Raw genomic sequence first — 21,354 nt, forward strand, 5'->3', positions numbered from 1 at the left:
CGGGCCGAGCGGCATGCTGTTGGTCCTGCGCAAGCAAGGAGGGCCGGAGGCGCCCGCGGACTCTGCGCAAGCCGGGCCACCGAACCATTCGATTCTCCCGCGGAGTTCGCGGGGACACGCCCCCCGGAATCCGCCCCCGGAACCTGAGAGCCGGTCATGCTCCGCCCCCGACCACTCACCCCGCCCCGCATCCCCTTCCTCGCCCGTCTCCGCATCGGCCGGAAGCTGATGCTTCTCGTGCTGCTGCCGGTGACGACCATGCTGGTCTTCACCCTGGTCGGCGGCGTGAGCCAGTGGCGGGAGGCACGGGCTCTGGAGGAGTTCCGCGCCGCGACCCAGGTGTCGTTCGCGACCACATCGCTCACTGATGCGGTCGCCCGGGAGCGCATCGCGGCTGTTCAGGCCCGGCTGCGCCCCGGCTCGACCACCCTGCGGGAACGGTCCGCCGCCCAGCAGGCCACCGAGGCCGTCCTCCACAAAGCCCTTGACGACAGCGGCTCCTGGACCGGCCAGCCCGATGTCGCCGGCCGGATCGACGCCGCCGACCGCAAGCTGCACGCCCTGCGCATCCAGATCCGGACCGGCTCCCTCAGCGCCCCGCGGCTCGCCGGCCAGTACGACACGATCGAGGACGACCTGCTCAGCACCGTCGCCACTCTCGAATCCGGCCGCCCCACCCGGGAGTCGGGCCGCGCCGCCGACGCCCACCTCGCGCTCCTGGACGCCATCGAGGCCGCCGAACGCGAACGCGCCGAACTCGCCGTCCTCTTCCACGCCCCGCCCGCGCGGGCTGCTGCCACGAACCCCTGGTCGGCTCTTGAGCGGTCCCGCCTGGACGCCTTCCGGCAGACCGCTTCCGACGCCCTCCAGGGCGAGCTCTACGCGACCCTCCTGCGGAACCCGGGCCTGGTCGTGCGCAAGACCCGGGACACACTGGCGGATCCGGACGGCAGACGGGACTGGCCGTCGTACGACCGCTGGATGACCGCCTCGACGGCCCGGATCGACGCCCTGCGCGGCATCCAGGGACGGGCGGCGGCCGAGCTGGGGCGCACCGCCGCCGACGACCTCGACGCCGCCCAGCAGCGCGAGATTCGCGACCTCGTCGTCTCCTTCGGCGTCCTCGCCGCCGTCACCGCCCTCGCGCTGGCACTGCGACGTTCGATCACCCGGCCGCTGAGCGAGGTCTCCGCGGGCGCCAGGGCGTTGTCGGAGGGCGATCTGTCGTACGACATCCGGTACGCCGGCCAGGACGAACTCGGCGACGTCGCCGACACGTTCCGCGAGCTGCGGGTGACCACCGAACGGCTCGCCGCCGAGATCCACGCCATGAACGAGGCGATCGACGACAACCGGCTCCAGCACCGGGCGGACGTCGGCGCGTTCCAGGGGACCTGGGCACGGCTGCTGGGCGGCATGAACGGCACCATGGCGTCCTTCGCCGCGGCCCACGGCCGGCGCCGCCAGGCCGAGCAGGAGCTGGCGAGCATCTTCCACCTCTCGCTCGACCTGCTGTGCATCGCCGGGCTCGACGGCTTCTTCAAGCGCGTCAATCCCGCCTTCGAGCGGACCCTCGGCCACACCACCGAGGCCCTCATCGGCACGCCCTGGCTGGAGTTCGTGCACCCGGACGACCGGGCACGCACGCGTGCCGCACTCGAACGGCTCGCCGGCGGTGTGGAGCTGGCCGAGTTCGAGAACCGCCTGCTGCGGGCCGACGGGACCGAACGCTGGCTCCAGTGGAGCGCGCGCCCGGTCACCGACGAGGGCCTCATCTACGCCGCCGCACGCGACGTCACCGAGAGCCGCCGCACGGCCCGCGAGCAGGCGGCGCTGCGCCGGGTCGCCACCCTCGTGGCCCGCAGAGTGCCGCCACAGGAGGTGTTCTCCGAAGTCGCCGATCAGGTCGGGACGGTCCTGGGCAGCGGCTCCGTCGCCGTCCTGCGGTACGCCGCCGACGGCACCGCCACCGTCCTGGGCACCGCCCGCGGTCCCGCGGCCGAGGGCGAGGCGGTCGCGGCCGACGTGGCGGCGACGCGGCGCCCCGCGCGCGTGGGACGTGCCGTCGGCGCGCCGATCGTCGTCGACGGCCGTCTGTGGGGTGCCGTCGTCGCGGCCGCCGCCGGGCCCGAACCACTGCCCCCGGGCACCGAGTCGAGGCTCGCCGACTTCACGGAACTCGCCGCCACCGCCCTCGCCAACGCCGACAGCCGGGCCCAGCTCACGGCGTCACGCGCGCGCGTGGTGGCCGCCGGGGACGCCTCCCGGCGCCGTATCGAACGCGATCTGCACGACGGGGTCCAGCAGCGCCTGGTCTCGCTCCAACTGGACCTGAGGACGGCCCAGTCGATGCTGGAGGAGCAGCCCGACGCCCTGCCCGACCAGCTCGACCACATCGCCAAGGGGCTCGACGACGCCTTCGCGGACCTGCTCCAGGTCGCCCGCGGCATCCACCCGGCGATCCTCTCCAAGGGCGGCCTCGGTCCTGCCCTGCGTGCCCTGGCCCGGCGCTCCTCGGTCCCCGTCGAGCTGGACCTCCGTCTGCCGCCGGACCGGCTCGCCGAGCAGACGGAGGTCGCCGTCTACTACGTCACCTCCGAATGCCTCACCAATGCCGCCAAGCACGCGCGCGCGGGCGTCGTACAAGTGACGGCGCGGACCTACGACGACGTCCTGGAGGTGACGATCGCCGACGACGGGACGGGCGGCGCCGAGCCCGCACGGGGCTCCGGCCTGATCGGCCTCATCGACCGTGTCGAGGCGATCGGCGGCAGGCTGGCCGTCAGCAGCCCGCCGGGCCAGGGCACGACCCTGACCGTACGGTTGCCGCTGAACAGGGCCGCGACGGATACGTGACCGCCCGGAACGTACACGAGGGGAGTCGTCCGGGACGGGGGGACCCAGGACTCTGTGACGTGCGCATACGCTCCGGGCGGCCTCTTCGGACGGTGGGCCTGCCGTCCGGCTCTAGAGGCGGTCGGTACCGCCGTTCCCGGCGAGCCGCAGCCGCTTGGCTCGCACGATGTCGGGGTCCCTGGGGTCCAGGGCCCGCGGGTACAGGTCGTCCGCGTCGCGGCGGGCCCGGGCCGGCCGCCGTGCTTTCTCGATCCGCGTCCGCCGCATCCGCCGCGCCCTTCGCCGTGACCCGCGGCCTCCTGTAGAAACTGCTGGTCCGTTTGCAACCGCTGCCTAGAGCATCGCCCGCCGATGTCCCCATGTCGTCACGGCCACCCCCCAATTCCGCTTCCTGCTAGCCGTAACCCAGGCGGTCGGGCAGGCTGTTGGGGCGCAGTACATCGGTCGGGCAAGGGGAGCCGGGACCATGGACGCATCGCAGCAGCCCGCGCGGGGACGGGTCGTACTCGCCGACGACGACGTTCTGCTGCGCGAGGGTCTCGCCAGCCTCTGCGAGCGCGTCGGATACGACGTGGTGGGCCAGGCGGGTGACGCGGAACGGCTTCTGGAACTGGTCGCCGAGGAGAGACCCGACCTCGCGATCGTCGACATAAGAATGCCGCCGGACCACTCCACCGAGGGCCTGAAGGCGGCCCGCACGATCCGCGAGCGCCACCCCGGCACCGGCATCCTCGTCCTGTCCGCGTACGTCGAGGTGGAAGACGCCCTGGAGCTGCTGGCGAGCGGCCGGCAGGTCGGCTATCTCCTCAAGAGCCGGGTCACGGTGGTCGACGAGTTCATCGAGGCCCTGGAACGGATCCACCGGGGCGGCTCGGTCGTCGACCCGTCCCTGGTGCACGAGCTGTTCTCCGCCCAGCGCCGCGACGACCCGCTGTCCCACCTCAGCGCCCGCGAGCGCGAGGTCCTCGCCCTGATGGCCGAGGGCCGCTCCAACGCGGGCATCGGCCGCCGCCTGTGGGTCACCGAGGGCACCGTCGAGAAGCATGTGCGCAGCATCCTGGGCAAGCTGAACCTCCAGGAGGACACCGACGCCCATCGCCGTGTCCTCGCGGTCCTGACCTTTCTCGAGACCCGATAGGCGTTGTCCACAGGCTCGTCGCTCTGTCACCCCTCGCCAGTAGGGTGTGAAACATGGCCGACCCCTCCAGCTACCGCCCCAAGCCGGGGCAGATCCCCGACTCACCCGGGGTGTACAGGTTCCGTGACGAGCACCGCCGGGTGATCTACGTCGGAAAGGCGAAAAGCCTGCGCCAGCGCCTGGCGAACTACTTCCAGGACCTGGCGGGCCTGCACCCCCGCACCCGCACCATGGTCACCACGGCCGCGTCCGTGGAGTGGACCGTGGTGTCCACGGAGGTCGAGGCCCTGCAGCTGGAGTACTCCTGGATCAAGGAGTACGACCCCCGGTTCAACGTCAAGTACCGCGACGACAAGAGCTACCCGTACCTCGCCGTGACGATGAACGAGGAGTTCCCGCGCGTGCAGGTGATGCGCGGCCACAAGAAGAAGGGCGTGCGCTACTTCGGGCCGTACGGGCACGCGTGGGCGATCCGCGACACCGTCGACCTCCTGCTGCGCGTCTTCCCGGTGCGCACCTGCTCGGCCGGCGTCTTCAAGAACGCCGCCCGCACCGGCCGCCCCTGCCTGCTCGGCTACATCGGCAAGTGCTCCGCGCCCTGCGTCGGCCGGGTCTCCGCCGAGGAGCACCGCGAACTCGCCGAGGAGTTCAGCGACTTCATGGCCGGACGCACGGGCACGTACCTGCGCCGCCTGGAGAAGCAGATGACGGCGGCGGCCGAGGAGATGGAGTACGAGCGGGCGGCCCGCCTGCGCGACGACATCGAGGCCCTGAAGAAGGCCATGGAGAAGAGCGCGGTCGTGCTCGCCGACGCGACCGACGCCGACCTCATCGCGGTCGCCGAGGACGAGCTGGAAGCGGCCGTGCAGATCTTCCACGTCCGCGGCGGACGCGTGCGCGGCCAGCGCGGCTGGGTGACCGACAAGGTCGAGGAGATCACCACCGGCGCCCTGGTGGAACACGCACTCCAGCAGCTCTACGGGGAGGAGACGGGAGACGCAGTCCCCAAGGAGGTCCTCGTCCCGGCGCTGCCCGACCCGGTCGAACCGGTCCAGCAGTGGCTCACCGACCGCCGCGGCTCGATCGTCTCCCTGCGCATCCCGCAGCGCGGCGACAAGAAGGCCCTCATGGAGACGGTGCAGCGCAACGCTCAGCAGGCACTCGTCCTGCACAAGACCAAGCGCGCCTCCGACCTGACCACGCGCTCGCGCGCCCTGGAGGAGATCGCCGAGGCCCTCGACCTGGACAGCGCCCCCCTGAGGATCGAGTGCTACGACATCTCGCACCTCCAGGGCGACGACGTCGTGGCCTCCATGGTCGTCTTCGAGGACGGCCTCCAGCGCAAGAGCGAGTACCGGCGCTTCCAGATCAAGGGCTTCGAGGGCCAGGACGACGTCCGCTCCATGCACGAGGTGATCAACCGCCGCTTCAGGCGGTACCTCGCCGAGAAGGAGAAGACGGGGGAGTGGAGCGAGGAGGACGGCCTCGTCGAGGAGAACGGACGGCCCAAGCGCTTCGCCTACCCGCCGCAACTCGTCGTCGTCGACGGTGGCCGGCCGCAGGTCGCTGCCGCCGCGCGGGCCCTGGAGGAGCTGGGCATCGACGACATCGCCGTGTGCGGGTTGGCCAAGCGCCTGGAGGAGGTCTGGGTGCCGGACGAGGACGACCCCGTCGTGCTGCCCCGCACCAGCGAGGGCCTCTATCTGCTCCAGCGGGTCCGCGACGAGGCCCACCGCTTCGCGATCACCTATCAGCGCACCAAGCGTGCCAAGCGCTTCCGGTCGAGCCCCCTGGACGATGTGCCGGGACTCGGCGAGACCCGCAAGCAGGCACTGATCAAACACTTCGGGTCGGTGAAGAAGTTGCGATCCGCGACAATTGACCAGATCTGTGAGGTTCCGGGCATAGGTCGTAAGACGGCCGAGACCATTGCCGTGGCCTTCGCCCAGGCGGCCCCGGCGGCACCCGCCGTGAACACGGCAACCGGAGAGATCATGGACGACATGGAAGACGGGGCGCCCGAGACGACGGCGGGCACCCCGGGGGAGCCCGTGTCCGCGGGCACCCCGGACGAGCGACGGGGGATGGAGAGATGAGCGAGCAGGACAAGCAGCCCACAGCCGACCGAGATCAGCCGCACAAGGACACACGCGAGGATCCCGCTCAGCAGGCCACAGGCCAAGAAGACCAGAACGACGGAGAACAGGTGACTACGGGCATCGACACCGCCGGGGCCCCCGAGCCGGCCATCCCCGAGCTGGTGATCATCTCCGGCATGTCCGGGGCCGGCCGCTCGACGGCCGCCAAGTGTCTGGAGGACCTCGGCTGGTTCGTCGTCGACAACCTCCCACCCGCGCTGATCCCCACCATGGTGGAGCTCGGCGCCCGCTCCCAGGGCAATGTCGCCCGGATCGCGGTCGTCGTCGACGTCCGCGGCCGGCGCTTCTTCGACAACCTCCGCGAGTCCCTCGCCGACCTCGCGGCCAAGCACGTCACCCGCCGGATCGTCTTCCTGGAGTCCTCCGACGACGCCCTGGTGCGCCGCTTCGAGTCGGTGCGCCGGCCGCACCCCCTCCAGGGCGACGGCCGCATCGTCGACGGCATCGCCGCCGAGCGTGAACTGCTGCGTGAGCTGCGCGGCGACGCCGACCTGGTGATCGACACCTCCAGCCTCAACGTGCACGAGCTGCGCGCCAAGATGGACGCCCAGTTCGCCGGCGAGGAGGAGCCGGAGCTGCGGGCCACCGTCATGTCCTTCGGCTTCAAGTACGGCCTCCCCGTCGACGCCGACCTGGTCGCGGACATGCGCTTCCTGCCCAACCCGCACTGGGTCCCGGAGCTGCGCCCGTACACCGGCACCCACGAGGAGGTCGCCGCGTACGTCTTCAACCAGCCCGGCGCCAAGGAGTTCCTCGACCGGTACGCCGAACTGCTGCGGCTGATCGCGGCCGGGTACCGCCGGGAGGGCAAGCGCTATGTGACCATCGCCATCGGCTGCACCGGCGGCAAGCACCGCTCGGTCGCCATGTCGGAGAAGCTCGCCGCGCGTCTCGCGGCCGAGGGTGTGGAGACGGTGGTCGTACACCGGGACATGGGACGGGAATGACAGGACGTACACCGCGGCTGAGCAGGCTGCGCCGGGCCGTGCCCGAGGCCCGGGCCGGCCGGCCCGCCGAGGCCCGCGGCGGCCGTGCGCGCCGTCGCGGCACACAGCCCAAGGTCGTCGCCCTCGGCGGCGGCATGGGCCTGTCGGCCTCGCTCGCCGCACTGCGCCGGATCACCGGCGACCTCACCGCCGTCGTCACGGTGGCCGACGACGGCGGTTCCAGCGGGCGCCTGCGCGATGAGCTGGGCGTTTTGCCGCCCGGCGACCTGCGCAAGGCGCTGGCCGCGCTCTGCGGCGACGACGACTGGGGCCAGACCTGGTCCCGCGTCATCCAGCACCGCTTCCAGTCCCAGGGCGACCTGCACGACCACGCGGTCGGCAATCTGCTGATCGTCGCCCTGTGGGAGCAGCTGGGCGACCATGTCCAGGCCCTCGACCTGGTCGGCAAGCTGCTGGGCGCGCACGGCCGTGTGCTGCCCATGTCCGCCGTACCGCTGGAGCTCCAGGCCCTGGTCAAGGGCCACGACCCGGACCGGCCGGAGGACGTCGACACCGTCCGCGGCCAGGCCACCGTCGCGCTCACCCCCGGCGAGGTGCAGTCCGTGCACCTCGTACCGCACGGCCCGCCCGCCGTCCCCGAGGCCGTCGAGGCGGTCCTCGACGCGGACTGGGTGGTGCTCGGCCCCGGCTCCTGGTTCTCCTCGGTCATCCCGCATCTGCTCGTGCCCGAGCTGCTGGACGCCCTCACGCAGACGAAGGCACGCCGGGTACTCTCCCTGAACCTCGCGCCGCAGCCCGGAGAAACCGAGGGCTTCTCCCCGCAGCGTCATTTGGAGGTTTTGGGACGACACGCCCCTAAACTCGCCCTGGACGTGGTGCTGGCCGACGAGGCCGCCGTGCCCGACCGCGCTGTACTCACCGAGGCCGCCAAGCGGCTCGGTGCGGCGGTCGAGCTGGCGCCGGTGGCCCGGAGGGACGGCAGCCCCAGGCATGACCCGGAGCTGCTGGCCGCCGCGTACGACCGTATTTTTCGGATGCATGGAAGGATCGGCCCATGGCGATGACGGCAGCGGTGAAGGATGAGATCTCCCGGCTCCCCGTCACCCGGACCTGCTGCAGGAAGGCGGAGGTCTCCGCCGTTCTGCGGTTCGCCGGCGGCCTCCATCTGGTGAGCGGGCGCATCGTGATCGAGGCGGAGCTGGACACCGCGATGGCGGCCCGCCGGCTCAAGCGGGACATCCTGGAGGTTTTAGGCCACAGCTCCGAGCTGATCGTGATGGCGCCCGGCGGGCTGCGCCGCGGTTCGCGCTACGTCGTTCGGGTCGTCGCCGGCGGTGACCAGCTGGCCCGGCAGACCGGCCTGGTCGACGGCCGTGGCCGCCCTATCCGCGGCCTGCCCCCGCAGGTGGTCTCGGGGGCCACCTGCGATGCCGAAGCGGCCTGGCGCGGCGCCTTCCTGGCCCATGGCTCGCTGACCGAGCCCGGTCGCTCGTCCTCTCTCGAAGTGACCTGCCCGGGTCCCGAGGCAGCGCTCGCCCTCGTCGGCGCCGCCCGCCGTCTGTCGATCGCCGCCAAGGCCCGTGAGGTGCGCGGCGTCGACCGGGTCGTCGTCCGCGACGGAGACGCCATCGGCGCTCTGCTGACCCGGCTCGGCGCCCATGAGTCGGTGCTGGCCTGGGAGGAGCGCCGGATGCGCCGCGAGGTCCGGGCCACGGCGAACCGGCTCGCCAACTTCGACGACGCCAACCTGCGCCGCTCCGCGCGCGCGGCCGTCGCCGCAGGCGCCCGCGTCCAGCGCGCCCTGGAGATCCTCGGTGACGACGTGCCCGAGCATCTCGCGGCGGCGGGCCGGCTGCGCATGGAGCACAAGCAGGCCTCCCTCGAGGAGCTCGGCGCGCTCGCCGACCCCCCGCTGACCAAGGACGCCGTGGCGGGCCGTATCCGCCGTCTGCTCGCGATGGCCGACAAGCGGGCCCAGGACCTCGGCATTCCGGGCACGGAGTCCAGCCTCACGGAGGAGATGGCCGACGCCGGCTGACCCGAACGCGCTCGCAACACGCCGGTGCCGACGCTCAACTGGGCGTCGGCACCGCCGTGTTGCACAGCGTTGAGGCACCCTTGACTCGATCATGAACTGTCATGAGCCTGGCATCTGTTCGCTGCTGTGGCGACCTTTGCTAGGGGGGTTCATGAGACATAGAGCGAGATCGATCCTCGCTGTCGGCACGCTCCTGATCGGCGGAGCGAGCATCGCACCCATTGCCCAGGCACAGAGCGGTAGTTCGTCCTCCGGAGGGGACGAGGTCAAGGTCTTCCGCGCCGACGTCACCAAGAAGCAGGTACCCCTGCTGCTGGCCACCGGACAGGACGGCCACGAACTCGGCGAGCAGGTGCCCGACAAGGGCACGGCCACCGTCGAGGTCTATCTCACCGACCAACAGGCCGACAAGCTCGAGAAACAGGGCATCGGCCTCACCGAGCACACGCTCTCCGGCAAGGCCGAGGCCCGCGTCGAGGCCGCGGCCGAGGGCGTTTTCCGCCCGTACAGCTCAGACGGCGGACTGCGGCAGGAGATCCTCGCCACCGCACGGGCCAACCCGGGCCTGACCAAGGTCGTCTCCATCGGCAAGACCATCAACGGCCAGGACATCCTGGCGCTGAAGCTCACCAAGAACGCCAAGAAGACGAAGGACGGAGCCAAGCCCTCCGTCCTCTATCTCTCCAACCAGCACGCGCGCGAGTGGATCACGCCGGAGATGACCCGGCGGCTGATGCACCACTACGTGGACAACTACGCCACCGACAAGCGCATCAAGAAGATCGTCGACTCGACCGAACTGTGGTTCGTCCTCTCCGCCAACCCGGACGGCTACGACTACACCTTCGAGAACTCCGACAACCGCCTGTGGCGCAAGAACCTGCGGGACGTCAACGGCGACGGAGTCATCAGCACCGGCGACGGCGTCGACCTCAACCGCAACTTCGCCTACAAGTGGGGCTACGACGACGAGGGTTCGTCCCCCAACCCCACCAGCCAGACCTACCGCGGCGCGGCCCCGAACTCCGAGCCCGAGACCCGGGCCCTGGACGCCTTCGAGCGGCGGATCGGATTCGAGTACGGCATCAACTACCACTCCGCCGCCGAGCTCCTCCTCTACGGCGTGGGCTGGCAGGTCGCCACACCCACCCCGGACGACGTGGTGTACGAGGCCCTCGCCGGCACGCCGGAGAACTCCGCGATCCCCGGCTACCACCCGCAGGTCTCCTCGGAGCTGTACACGACCAACGGCGAGGCCGACGGGCACGCGGCGAACGTCAACGGCATGGCGATGTTCACCCCCGAGATGTCGACCTGTGAAACCGCGTCCAGCGTCGACCCCGACGACCAGTGGAACCCGGGCGACTGCCAGTCGATCTTCACCTTCCCGGACGACGAGACCCTGATCCAGCAGGAGTTCGCCAAGAACATCCCCTTCGCGCTCTCCGTCGCCGAGTCCGCCGCCCACCCCGACCAGCCGTCCTCCTCGGTCGGCCTGAAGGCCGCCGACTTCACCCCGGCCCCGTTCACAACGTCGTACTCCCGCGGAGCCGACCAGGAAGTCTCCGTCGTCGCACGGAAGTCGGTGCGCGACAAGGAGCTCAAGTACCGCGTCAACGGCGGCCGTACCCGGGACAGCGCTCTGCGGCCCTGGAAGGGCGGAGAGACCTACGGCGGTGAGGACAACATCCACTTCGACGAGTACCGGGCCAAGGTCCGGGACGGCGAGCCCGGCGACAAGGTCGAGGTCTGGTTCACCGGCAGGACCAGGAGTGGAAAACCCGTCTCCAGCAAGCACTTCAGCTACACGGTCGCCGAACGGCCCAGGGCGGACACGCTCGTGGTCGCCGAAGAGGGCGCGGCGGCCACGCAGGCGAAGACCTACGTCGAGGCGCTGAAGGCCAACGGACGCAGGGCGATCGTCTGGGACGTCGCCACCCAGGGCGCGCCCGACGCGCTCGGCGTGCTCAGTCACTTCGACACGGTCGTCCACTACACGGGCGCCGGCGTCCCCGGCAACGCCACCCAGCTCCAGCTGCGCGCCTTCCTCAACGAGGGCGGCAAGCTGATCGAGGCGGGCGAGCAGGCCGGCGGCTCCGTGGACCTCGGCGGCGGCACCCTGTCGAACGACTTCAGCCAGTACTACCTGGGCGCCTACACCCGTACGTCCCTGCCGGACGCCACGTCTTTCGAGGGCTCGGGCCTGCTCGCGGGCGCCACCACACCGCTGGGCGGCGCTGCCGGCAACCCGCTGAACGCGGCGGGGTCCTACAGCGTCACCTCCGACACGCTGCCCGTGGACACCCACCCGCAGTTCGAGAGTGCGGGAGCGGGCGCCTACCCCGGCACCGTCAACCCGTACGGCCCGTACGAAGGCGCCTCCATGGCCGCCGTCACGCACAGCGACTACGCCTGGAACCGCCTCACCCGCACCATCGACCTCACCTCGGTGAGTGCGTCCGAAAAGCCAACTCTGCGGACCAGGCTGCTCTGGGACACGGAGAAGAGCTACGACCACGCCCTCCTGGAGGCGCACACGGCCGGTGCCGACGACTGGACCACGCTCCCGGAGGCAGGCGGCGCGACCAGCACGGCGGTGCCCGCCGAGTGCAATGCCGGGTACTTCATCCAGGCGCATCCCGCCCTCAAGCGGTATCTGACGCTCTCGGGAGGGGTCTGTACGCCCACCGGCACATCCGGTTCCTGGAACAGCTTCACCGGGTCGTCGTCCGGCTGGCAGGAGGTCTCCTTCGACCTCTCCGCGTACGCCGGGAAGAAGGTCGAGGTCTCCCTCGGCTACGTCACCGACCCCGGCACCGGTGGCCGCGGCGTCCTCGCCGACAACGCGTCCGTCGTGATCGGCGGCAACGCGGTGGAGACCGAGGGCTTCGAGACGTCGCTGGGTGCCTGGAGCACCCCCGGTCCGCCCGCGGGCAGCCCCGCGGTGGTCAAGGACTGGGGACGCGCGGGTGAGCTGTTCAAGACGTACGGCGCCGTCACCACGGACGACACCGTGTTGCTGGGCTTCGGTCTGGAGCACGTCACCGCGCCCATCGGCCGTACGACCCTGATCGGCAAGGCTCTGGAGGCGCTCGAGGGGTGAACCGGCCGGTCAACGGTGACCGACTCTCCGTAGCGAAATCGAGTGATCTGTGAGTGATCACGTCTCTCGGTCGGGGCGGTCCGTACCCCTACTGGCGGGTACGGACCGCCCTGCCGTGTATGGGGCATCTCGATGTCACCACCGAGGCCACAGGGAGGTAGGGTCGTAGGCGGTCGGGGACATCCCATACAGCTCGCCGGTCTCGAAACCGGCGTACCAACGAGGAGATCGGTTCGTGACGATCCGCGTAGGCATCAACGGCTTTGGCCGCATCGGTCGTAACTACTTCCGCGCGCTGCTGGAGCAGGGTGCAGACATCGAGATCGTGGCTGTCAACGACCTGGGTGACACCGCGACCACCGCTCACCTGCTGAAGTACGACACGATCCTGGGGCGCCTCAAGCAGGAGGTCACCCACACCGCCGACACGATCACCGTCGACGGCCACACGATCAAGGTGCTCTCCGAGCGCAACCCCGCCGACATCCCGTGGGGCGAGCTGGGCGTCGACATCGTCATCGAGTCGACCGGCATCTTCACCAAGAAGGACGACGCCGCGAAGCACATCGCGGGCGGTGCGAAGAAGGTCCTCATCTCGGCCCCGGCCAAGGACGAGGACATCACCATCGTGATGGGCGTCAACCAGGACAAGTACGACCCGGCGAACCACCACGTCATCTCCAACGCCTCCTGCACCACCAACTGTGTGGCGCCGATGGCCAAGGTCCTCGACGAGAACTTCGGCATCGTCAAGGGCCTGATGACGACCGTGCACGCGTACACGAACGACCAGCGCATCCTGGACTTCCCGCACAAGGACCTGCGCCGCGCCCGTGCCGCCGCGGAGAACATCATCCCGACGACCACCGGTGCCGCCAAGGCCACCGCCCTGGTCCTGCCGCAGCTGAAGGGCAAGCTGGACGGCATCGCGATGCGTGTCCCGGTCCCGACCGGCTCGGCCACCGACCTCGTCGTGGAGCTGTCCCGCGAGGTCACCAAGGACGAGGTCAACGCCGCCTTCAAGAAGGCCTCCGAGGGCGAGCTGCAGGGCTACCTGTCCTACACCGAGGACGAGATCGTCTCCTCGGACATCGTCAGCGACCCGTCGTCCTGCACCTTCGACTCCTCCCTGACCATGGTTCAGGAAGGCACGTCGGTGAAGATCCTCGGCTGGTACGACAACGAGTGGGGCTACTCCAACCGCCTCGTCGACCTCACGGTCTTCGTCGGCAACCAGCTCTGATCCACAGATCAGGCACCTCGATGTGAACGCAGGGCTCGGGCAGCGCAGGGACGCGCCGTCCGAGCCCTGACTCACGTACAGATCAGCACTCTTGGACCACCAGCCCTCCCAGGAGCCCTCTTCATGAAGACGATCGACGAACTCCTCGCCGAAGGCGTGGCCGGCCGGCGGGTCTTCGTCCGCGCCGACCTGAACGTCCCGCTCGACAGCGGCACCATCACCGACGACGGCCGCATCCGCGCCGTGCTGCCCACCGTGAAGGCCCTCGCGGACGCGGGCGCCAAGGTCGTCGTCGCCTCGCACCTGGGCCGCCCCAAGGGCGCCCCGGACCCCGCCTTCTCCCTCGCCACCGTCGCCTCTCGCCTGGGTGAACTCCTGCGCAGGGGCGTGGCGTTCGCGACCGACACGGTCGGCGAATCCGCCAAGTCCGCGGTCGCGGGCCTCCATGACGGCGACGTCGCCGTCATCGAGAACCTGCGCTTCAACGCCGGCGAGACCTCCAAGGACGACGCCGAGCGCGGCGAGTTCGCCGACCGGCTGGCCGCCCTCGCGGACGTCTACGTAGGCGACGGCTTCGGCGCGGTCCACCGCAAGCACGCCTCGGTGTACGACCTCCCGGCCCGCCTGCCGCACTACGCCGGCTACCTCATCGCCACCGAGGTCGGTGTCCTGAAGAAGCTCACCGAGGACGTCCAGCGGCCCTACGTCGTCGCGCTGGGCGGCGCCAAGGTCTCCGACAAGCTCGCCGTCATCGACCAGCTGCTCGCCAAGGCGGACCGGCTGCTCATCGGCGGCGGCATGGCGTACACCTTCCTCAAGGCCAAGGGCTACGAGATCGGCGTCTCCCTCCTCCAGGAGGACCAGATCCCGGTCGTCCAGGAGTACATCGAGCGTGCGGAGAAGAGCGGGGTCGAACTGGTCCTCCCCGTCGACGTGGTGACCTCCACCGGGTTCCCGGACCTGAAGGCCAAGGCGCCGACGAACCCCACCACCGTCGCCGCGGACGCCATGCCCGCCGACCAGATGGGCCTGGACATCGGTCCGGAGTCCCGCAAGCTGTACGCCTCGAAGCTCGCCGACGCCGCCACCGTCTTCTGGAACGGCCCCATGGGCGTCTTCGAGCACCCCGACTACGCCGAGGGCACCAAGGCGGTCGCCCAGGCACTCGTCGAGTCCAAGGGCTTCACCGTGGTCGGCGGTGGCGACTCCGCCGCGGCCGTCCGCATCCTGGGCTTCGACGAGACCGCATTCGGCCATATCTCGACCGGTGGCGGCGCCTCCCTCGAATACCTCGAGGGCAAGACGCTCCCCGGCCTCGCCGCACTGGAGGACTGACCCTTTATGGCTGCTTCTATTTCTTCGGGGCGCACGCCGATCATGGCGGGCAACTGGAAGATGAACCTCAACCACCTCGAGGCCATCGCGCACGTCCAGAAGCTCGCCTTCGCCCTGGCCGACAAGGACTACGAGGCCGTCGAGGTCGCCGTCCTGCCGCCCTTCACCGACCTGCGCTCCGTGCAGACCCTGGTCGACGGCGACAAGCTCAAGATCAGGTACGGCGCCCAGGACATCTCGGCGCACGACTCCGGTGCCTACACCGGCGAGATCTCCGGCCCGATGCTGGCCAAGCTGAAGTGCACATACGTGGCGATCGGCCACAGCGAGCGCCGGCAGTACCACGCCGAGACCGACGAGATCGTGAACGCCAAGGTCAAGGCCGCCTACAAGCACGGCCTGACGCCGATCCTGTGCGTCGGCGAGGAGCTGGAGGTGCGCGAGGCGGGCAACCACGTCACGCACACGCTCGCCCAGGTCGAGGGCGGCCTCAAGGACATCCCCGCCGAGCAGGCCGAGTCCGTCGTCATCGCCTACGAGCCCGTCTGGGCCATCGGCACCGGCAAGGTCTGCGGTGCCGAGGACGCCCAGGAAGTCTGCGCCGCCATCCGTGGCAAGCTCGCCGAGCTGTACACCCAGGAGCTGGCCGACCAGGTCCGCATCCAGTACGGCGGCTCCGTCAAGGCGGGCAACGTGGCCGAGATCATGGCCCAGGCCGACATCGACGGCGCGCTGGTCGGCGGCGCCTCGCTGGACGCCGACGAGTTCGTCAAGATCGTGCGCTTCCGCGACCAGTAAGTATGCGCTAGCGGCGATCCGTCGTACCCTTGCGGGGGCACAGCTCGGTGGCTGTGCCCCTGTCGTCCATCCAGATCCGAGGAAGTTGGTCCAGCCGTGGTTATGGGGTTCTCGATCGCCCTGATCGTCTTCAGCGGTCTGCTGATGCTGCTGGTGCTGATGCACAAGGGCAAGGGCGGCGGCCTCTCCGACATGTTCGGTGGCGGCATGCAGTCGTCCGTCGGCGGCTCCTCGGTCGCCGAGCGCAATCTCGACCGCATCACTTTGGTGGTCGGGCTGCTCTGGTTCGCGTGCATCGTTGTACTCGGCCTTCTGATGAAGGTGAACAACTGATCGGCACGCACATTCCGTACGTAAGGCCCCATGTTCGGTACGCGCAGCTGAGCGCGGCCTATCATGGGGCTTGCGTCTAGGTGTGGGGGCTGTAACTCCAATCACTGGACGCGCGTTGGGCCTTACGTAGACTGAGGCGCTCGCAGCGAAGCGAAACGCCGACTCGCTTCGCGGCACCATCACGCAGGGAGTTACGACCGTGGCAAGTGGCAACGCGATCCGAGGAAGCCGGGTCGGGGCGGGGCCGATGGGCGAGGCCGAGCGGGGCGAGTCCGCGCCCCGGCTGCGCATCTCCTTCTGGTGCTCCAACGGGCACGAGACGCAGCCCAGCTTCGCCAGCGACGCGCAGGTTCCCGATACCTGGGACTGCCCGCGCTGCGGCTTCCCCGCAGGACAGGACCGGGACAACCCGCCGGACCCGCCGCGCACCGAGCCGTACAAGACGCACCTCGCGTATGTACGGGAGCGGCGCAGCGACGCGGACGGCGAGGCGATCCTCGCCGAGGCACTCGCCAAACTGCGGGGCGAAATCTAGGAGTTGAGGACCGGCCGGGTACCGAGAGAGGTACCTGGCCGGAGCTGTTTGCGGGCCGCCGGGCCCCCGCTCCCCGGCCGATTGTCAGTGGTGCCCTCTACGGTTTGTGCATCGGGCGAATCGTGAGGGGGAGACGTGGCGACGGTCGTGACGGGGGACGGGTGCGCGCCGACGTGGCGCGGGGGGTTCGGGCGGCTGTGGAGCGCCGCCGTGCTCTCCAGCTTCGGTGATGCGCTGCGTACGGCCGCACTGCCGCTGCTCGCCGCGACGCTGACCGAGCGGCCGATGCTGATCGCCGCGGTGACCGCGTGTGGCTATCTGCCCTGGATCGTCTTCGGGCTGCTGGGCGGCGCCGTCGCCGACCGCGTGGACCAGCGGCGCGCGATGTGGATGGTCGATGCGGTACGAGGGCTGCTGGTCGCTTCCTTCGCGGCGGCCGTGGCTCTCGGCCACGCCTCGATCGCCCTGCTGATCGCACTGGCCTTCGCCCTGACCACCCTCCAGACCCTCTTCGACAACGCGTCGACGGCCCTGCTGCCCGCCCTGGTGGACCGCGCGGCACTCGGCAGCGCGAATGCGCGCCTGATGACCGGGCAGCGCCTCGCGGGCGGTCTGCTGGGTGCGCCGGTCGTGCCCCTGCTGATCGCGGCCGGAGCGGCGGTGCCCTTCGCGGCCGACGCGGTCACCTATCTGGTGGCGGCCGCGCTGGTCGCCACCCTGCGGACCGCCCCGCCCGAGCGGAAACCGAGACCGGCGGGCAGCACCCTGCGCCGGGAGATCGCGGAAGGGCTGCGCACCCTGTGGCGGGACCGGGCCCTGCGCGGCCTGTGCGCCGCCACCGCCCTGTGCAACATCGGCATGGGCGCCCTCATCGCCACGCTGGTGCTCCTGGTGACGGGCTGGCTGGACGCGGGCACCACGGGATACGCGGTGGCCATGACGGCGTACACGGTCGGCAGCCTGGCCGGCGGAGTGGCCGGCGGACCGTTGATCGCCCGGATGGGGCGGGTCCGCGGGGTGCTGCTCGCCGGAATCGTGCAGATCGGCGCGCTCGTGGTGATGGGCTCGGTGCGCAGCCTCGTCGGGCTGGCCGCGGCGCTGGCCGTGTTCGGCTTCATGGGCATGGTGTGGAACGTCAACACCACGACCCTGATGCAACAGCGCAGCCCCGCCGAACTGCTGGGCCGGGTCAGTTCCGCCTTCCGCACCGTCGGGGTCGCCGGGGCACCGCTGGGCGCCCTTCTCGGCGGAGCCGTCGCCACCACCTGGGGACTGAACACCCCGGCCCTGCTCGCGGCCGCCTTCTTCGTCCTGTCCGTCACCGCGCTGATACCCGCGCTCAAGGCGAACGTACTTGTTGTTGCACCGCACGACGACACCACGACAGCTCACGTCACGCGCTGATCAACTAGGTTGGGACCGGCAGCGGGGCAAGGTACGCAGGCAGGACAGGTAGGAAAGAAGGCTGAAGTCCGAGATGAACGCAGAAAGCCGTACCCGGCTCAACCAGAGGCCCGAGTGGACCGCGCTGGCCAAGCACCGCGAGGAACTCGGCGAAGTGCAGCTGCGCGAGCTGTTCGCCGCCGACCCCGGCCGCGGCTCCGGCTACACGCTCCAGGTCGGCGACCTGTATGTCGACTATTCCAAGCACCTCGTCACCGACGAGACGCTGCGGCTGCTGCGTGAGCTGGCCGCCGCCACGGATGTGTTCGGCCTCCGGGACGCCATGTTCCGCGGCGAGAAGATCAACACCACCGAGAACCGCGCCGTGCTGCACACCGCGCTGCGCGCGCGGCGGGACGCGGTGATCGAGGTCGACGGGGAGAACGTGGTCCCCGGTGTGCACGCCGTCCTCGACAGGATGGCCGACTTCGCCGAGCGGGTCCGTTCCGGCGCCTGGACCGGCCACACCGGCAAGCGCATCAAGAACGTGGTCAATATCGGCATCGGCGGCTCCGACCTCGGCCCTGCCATGGCGTACGAGGTGCTGCGCAGCTACACCGACCGCGACCTGACGGTCCGCTTCGTGTCGAACGTGGACGGGGCCGACCTGCACGAGGCCATCCGTGACCTGGACGCCGCGGAGACGCTGTTCATCATCGCCTCCAAGACGTTCACCACGATCGAGACGATCACCAACGCGACCTCGGCCCGCAACTGGCTGCTGGGTGAACTGAAGGCCGGTCAGGAAGCCGTCGCCAAGCACTTCGTGGCGCTGTCGACCAACGCCGAGAAAGTCTCCGACTTCGGTATCGACACGGCCAACATGTTCGAGTTCTGGGACTGGGTCGGCGGACGGTACTCGTACGACTCGGCGATCGGCCTGTCCCTGATGATCGCCATCGGGCCGGACCGGTTCCGGGAGATGCTCGACGGGTTCCGGATCGTCGACGAGCACTTCAGGAGCGCGCCCGCCGAGGACAACGTGCCGTTGCTGCTCGGCCTGTTGGGCATCTGGTACGGCAACTTCCACGACGCCCAGTCGCATGCGGTGCTGCCCTACAGCCACTATCTGTCCAAGTTCACCGCCTACTTGCAGCAGCTGGACATGGAGTCCAACGGCAAGTACGTCGGGCGGGACGGTCTTCCGGTGGAGTGGCAGACCGGGCCGGTCGTCTGGGGCACGCCCGGCACCAACGGGCAGCACGCCTACTACCAGCTGATCCACCAGGGCACGAAGGTGATCCCGGCCGACTTCATCGGCCTCGCCGAGCCGGTCGCCGAGCTGAGTGACGAACTGGGTGCGCAGCACGACCTGTTGATGGCGAACTTCTTCGCGCAGACGCAGGCGTTGGCCTTCGGCAAGACGCCTGAGGAGGTGCGTGCCGAGGGTGTGCCCGAGGAGTTGGTGGCGCACAAGACGTTCCTGGGCAACCACCCGACGACCACCATCCTCGCGCGCGGGCTGACCCCGTCGGTGCTCGGCCAGCTGATCGCGCTGTATGAGCACAAGGTGTTCGTGCAGGGCGCCGTCTGGAACATCGACTCCTTCGACCAGTGGGGCGTCGAACTCGGCAAGGTCCTCGCCAAGCGCGTCGAGCCCGCTCTGACCGAGGGCGCGGACGTGCCGGGCCTGGACGCGTCCAGCAAGGCACTGGTCGCCAAGTACCGGGAGCTGCGCGGCCGGCAGTGACCGCGATGCGGGAAGCGGACGGCGCGCGGCCGTCCGCTTCCGCTGAGCCGGCTGCCGCCGCGGCCCTACGCCACGGCGCTCAGGGTGTCGGCGAGTCGGCGGCCGGCCGCGCGGGCCGCGGGCAGGGCGGCGAGAGCGGCGGCGCCCACCACGGCGGCTGCGCCGAACAGCACCAGGAGTACGGGCGACGGACCCTGGGCTATCCCGGCGCCGATGCCGCTGGACCTGCCCTGGGCGTCGATGAGCCAGTGCGCGAGGGGCAGCCCCAGCGCTGTGCCGAGCAGGACCGCGGCGAGGGCGGTGCAGGCGGTGGCCGTGACGGTGACGGCGGTGATCTGCCGCGGGGTCAGGCCGACGGCCTTGAGCGCCAGCAGATCCCGCTCCCCCTCGCGGACGGAGCCGCCGATCACGGTCAGCAGTTCGACGATCCCGATCAGCGCGAGGACGCCGATCAGCCCGAGCACGACTCCGCGCAGCGATGACAGCCCGTCCGCGGGATTCGGCACGGCGTGCACGTCCAGGTGCCCGCGCGCGGCGGTGGCCAGGTCGCCCGCGACCTCGCGGGGGGCGGCGCCCGGCTGGAGGCGCAGCTGGTAGAGGGTGGGGCGCAGCCGGGGGTCGTTCTCGCGGAGGGTGTCGAGCGAGGTGGAGATGACCCGGCCGGCGTTGTCCGGCTCGATGCTGCGGCCCACGATGTGCAGGATCTGCGGTTGGTCACCCACGGTCATGCGCACCCAGTCGCCGACGCGCACGTCCAGCAGATCGAGCAGCCCCTGCCCGGCCACCGCCTCGTCCCGGCCGTGTGCCGGGCGGCCCTCGGCCAGGGCGTACGGGTAGGGGTCCTGGCGGGTGCCGAGACCACGCAGGGCGATCGTGGCCGTCTGCCCTGGTACCAGGGCCGCCACCTCGACGCCCGGGTGGGCCGCGGTGATCCGCGGGTCGCGGTCGAGGAGGGCCCGGACGTCACGGTCGCCGATCTCGCTGTCGGGGCGGACGGTGAGCGCGGCGGCGAGGCCGACCTGGTCCGGCCTGCTGTGGAAGCGGTCGATGGTGGTCCAGGCGCTCATCGCCACCACGATCAGCAGCAGGGGCAGCGCGAGGCGGGCGACGGTGGCCGGCGTCCGTGGCCGGCGGGGGAACGCCTTGTGCCAGCCCAGGACCAGGGCCGGCGGCAGCCGCAGCCCGAGCGCCCCGCGCGCCAGACCCGACAGCCGGCCGGCCGCCGGCGCGGCGGTCCGTGGCACGGGTACCGGGGGCACCCGGCCCGCGCGCCAGGCCGCGAGCCCGGTGGTCGCGGCGATGAACAGCACGGCGCCCACCGGTATCGCGAGCAGCGCGGCGGTGTGCCCCGGCAGTCCCTGCCACACGCCGACCGCGTCACCGAGCCGGCCCGGGATCCGGCGTCCCAGTGCCTGGGTGAGCGCCGCCGCGGCCACGGCGCCGAGCAGGGCGTAGGCGACGTGCTGGAGCAGGAAGACGCGGACGACCTGGCCGGGCGTGAAGCCGATCGCCTTCAGTACCGAGATGTCGCGCAGATGGCCCCGGATGCGGGTGCCGATCGCCCCGTGCACGGCTAGTCCGGCGGCGAGCAGCGCGCCGAGTCCGAACAGGCCGAGCACCTGGCCGAGGAGCCGGGTGTCGCCCTGTGCCTCGGACCGGGCCTGCTGCCAGGTGGTGACCTCGCTGACCGCGCCGGCGCCGAGCACGGTGACGGCACGCTGGACGGCGTAGTCCGT

16 protein-coding genes are annotated in these 21,354 nt (G+C 70.6%); 14 read left to right on the forward strand and 2 right to left on the reverse strand.

Going from position 1 to position 21,354, the window contains the following annotated elements; genetic code table 11:
* The first annotated feature begins 156 nt into the window (after nucleotides 1-156).
* A complete protein-coding gene (locus tag ACTWQO_RS21110; protein ID WP_443238871.1) occupies nucleotides 157-2,856 on the forward strand; it encodes a nitrate- and nitrite sensing domain-containing protein in 2,700 nt (899 codons plus the stop codon).
* 111 nt (nucleotides 2,857-2,967) lie between these two features.
* Here ACTWQO_RS21110 and ACTWQO_RS21115 read toward each other — a convergent pair whose 3' ends face one another.
* On the reverse strand, nucleotides 2,968-3,123 hold the full coding sequence (locus ACTWQO_RS21115; RefSeq protein WP_443238872.1) for a hypothetical protein: 156 nt from the start codon (nucleotides 3,121-3,123) through the stop codon (nucleotides 2,968-2,970).
* A 199-nt stretch (nucleotides 3,124-3,322) separates the two neighbouring features.
* Here ACTWQO_RS21115 and ACTWQO_RS21120 point away from each other — a divergent pair, with 199 nt between their 5' ends.
* The 13 genes from ACTWQO_RS21120 to pgi all read left to right on the forward strand — a co-directional run bounded on the left by ACTWQO_RS21120 (nucleotide 3,323) and on the right by pgi (nucleotide 19,618).
* Nucleotides 3,323-3,994 (forward strand): response regulator transcription factor, encoded by a 672-nt coding sequence (locus ACTWQO_RS21120; protein WP_443238873.1) that lies wholly within the window; start codon nucleotides 3,323-3,325, stop codon nucleotides 3,992-3,994.
* A gap of 53 nt (nucleotides 3,995-4,047) precedes the next feature.
* Nucleotides 4,048-6,090: an excinuclease ABC subunit UvrC gene (gene uvrC, locus ACTWQO_RS21125; RefSeq protein WP_443238874.1), complete on the forward strand. Its 2,043-nt coding sequence runs from the start codon at nucleotides 4,048-4,050 to the stop codon at nucleotides 6,088-6,090.
* On the forward strand, nucleotides 6,087-7,100 hold the full coding sequence (gene rapZ / locus ACTWQO_RS21130) for an RNase adapter RapZ (protein ID WP_443238875.1): 1,014 nt from the start codon (nucleotides 6,087-6,089) through the stop codon (nucleotides 7,098-7,100). Before uvrC ends, rapZ begins: the two co-directional genes overlap by 4 nt.
* Complete coding sequence (locus ACTWQO_RS21135) at nucleotides 7,097-8,164, forward strand: gluconeogenesis factor YvcK family protein (RefSeq protein WP_443238876.1); 1,068 nt, start codon at nucleotides 7,097-7,099, stop codon at nucleotides 8,162-8,164. Before rapZ ends, ACTWQO_RS21135 begins: the two co-directional genes overlap by 4 nt.
* Nucleotides 8,155-9,138, forward strand: coding sequence for a DNA-binding protein WhiA (gene whiA, locus ACTWQO_RS21140; RefSeq protein WP_443238877.1), 984 nt, complete (start codon nucleotides 8,155-8,157; stop codon nucleotides 9,136-9,138). The genes ACTWQO_RS21135 and whiA overlap by 10 nt, the downstream gene beginning before the upstream one ends.
* A gap of 151 nt (nucleotides 9,139-9,289) precedes the next feature.
* On the forward strand, nucleotides 9,290-12,241 hold the full coding sequence (locus tag ACTWQO_RS21145; protein WP_443238878.1) for a M14 family zinc carboxypeptidase: 2,952 nt from the start codon (nucleotides 9,290-9,292) through the stop codon (nucleotides 12,239-12,241).
* A 235-nt stretch (nucleotides 12,242-12,476) separates the two neighbouring features.
* Nucleotides 12,477-13,484, forward strand: coding sequence for a type I glyceraldehyde-3-phosphate dehydrogenase (gene gap / locus ACTWQO_RS21150; protein ID WP_186281558.1), 1,008 nt, complete (start codon nucleotides 12,477-12,479; stop codon nucleotides 13,482-13,484).
* Nucleotides 13,485-13,607: 123 nt separating this feature from the next.
* Nucleotides 13,608-14,819 carry a phosphoglycerate kinase gene (locus tag ACTWQO_RS21155; protein ID WP_443238879.1) on the forward strand — a complete coding sequence of 404 codons (1,212 nt, stop codon included), beginning with the start codon at nucleotides 13,608-13,610 and terminating at the stop codon, nucleotides 14,817-14,819.
* A 42-nt stretch (nucleotides 14,820-14,861) separates the two neighbouring features.
* Nucleotides 14,862-15,617 carry a triose-phosphate isomerase gene (tpiA, locus tag ACTWQO_RS21160; RefSeq protein ID WP_443238890.1) on the forward strand — a complete coding sequence of 252 codons (756 nt, stop codon included), beginning with the start codon at nucleotides 14,862-14,864 and terminating at the stop codon, nucleotides 15,615-15,617.
* Between the two features lie 102 nt (nucleotides 15,618-15,719).
* Nucleotides 15,720-15,950: a preprotein translocase subunit SecG gene (gene secG / locus ACTWQO_RS21165; protein WP_210576005.1), complete on the forward strand. Its 231-nt coding sequence runs from the start codon at nucleotides 15,720-15,722 to the stop codon at nucleotides 15,948-15,950.
* A 199-nt stretch (nucleotides 15,951-16,149) separates the two neighbouring features.
* Nucleotides 16,150-16,485, forward strand: coding sequence for an RNA polymerase-binding protein RbpA (locus ACTWQO_RS21170; RefSeq protein ID WP_003957010.1), 336 nt, complete (start codon nucleotides 16,150-16,152; stop codon nucleotides 16,483-16,485).
* A 135-nt stretch (nucleotides 16,486-16,620) separates the two neighbouring features.
* A complete protein-coding gene (locus ACTWQO_RS21175; RefSeq protein WP_443238880.1) occupies nucleotides 16,621-17,889 on the forward strand; it encodes an MFS transporter in 1,269 nt (422 codons plus the stop codon).
* A gap of 73 nt (nucleotides 17,890-17,962) precedes the next feature.
* Nucleotides 17,963-19,618 carry a glucose-6-phosphate isomerase gene (gene pgi, locus ACTWQO_RS21180; RefSeq protein WP_443238881.1) on the forward strand — a complete coding sequence of 552 codons (1,656 nt, stop codon included), beginning with the start codon at nucleotides 17,963-17,965 and terminating at the stop codon, nucleotides 19,616-19,618.
* Nucleotides 19,619-19,683: 65 nt separating this feature from the next.
* On the opposite strand, the gene ACTWQO_RS21185 is transcribed toward pgi, so the two are convergent.
* Nucleotides 19,684-21,354, reverse strand: a 1,671-nt coding sequence (locus ACTWQO_RS21185) for an FtsX-like permease family protein (protein WP_443238882.1), incomplete at its 5' end; no start/stop codon positions are given.

Source organism: Streptomyces sp. 4N124, from assembly GCF_052245395.1.
Taxonomy (GTDB): domain Bacteria; phylum Actinomycetota; class Actinomycetes; order Streptomycetales; family Streptomycetaceae; genus Streptomyces.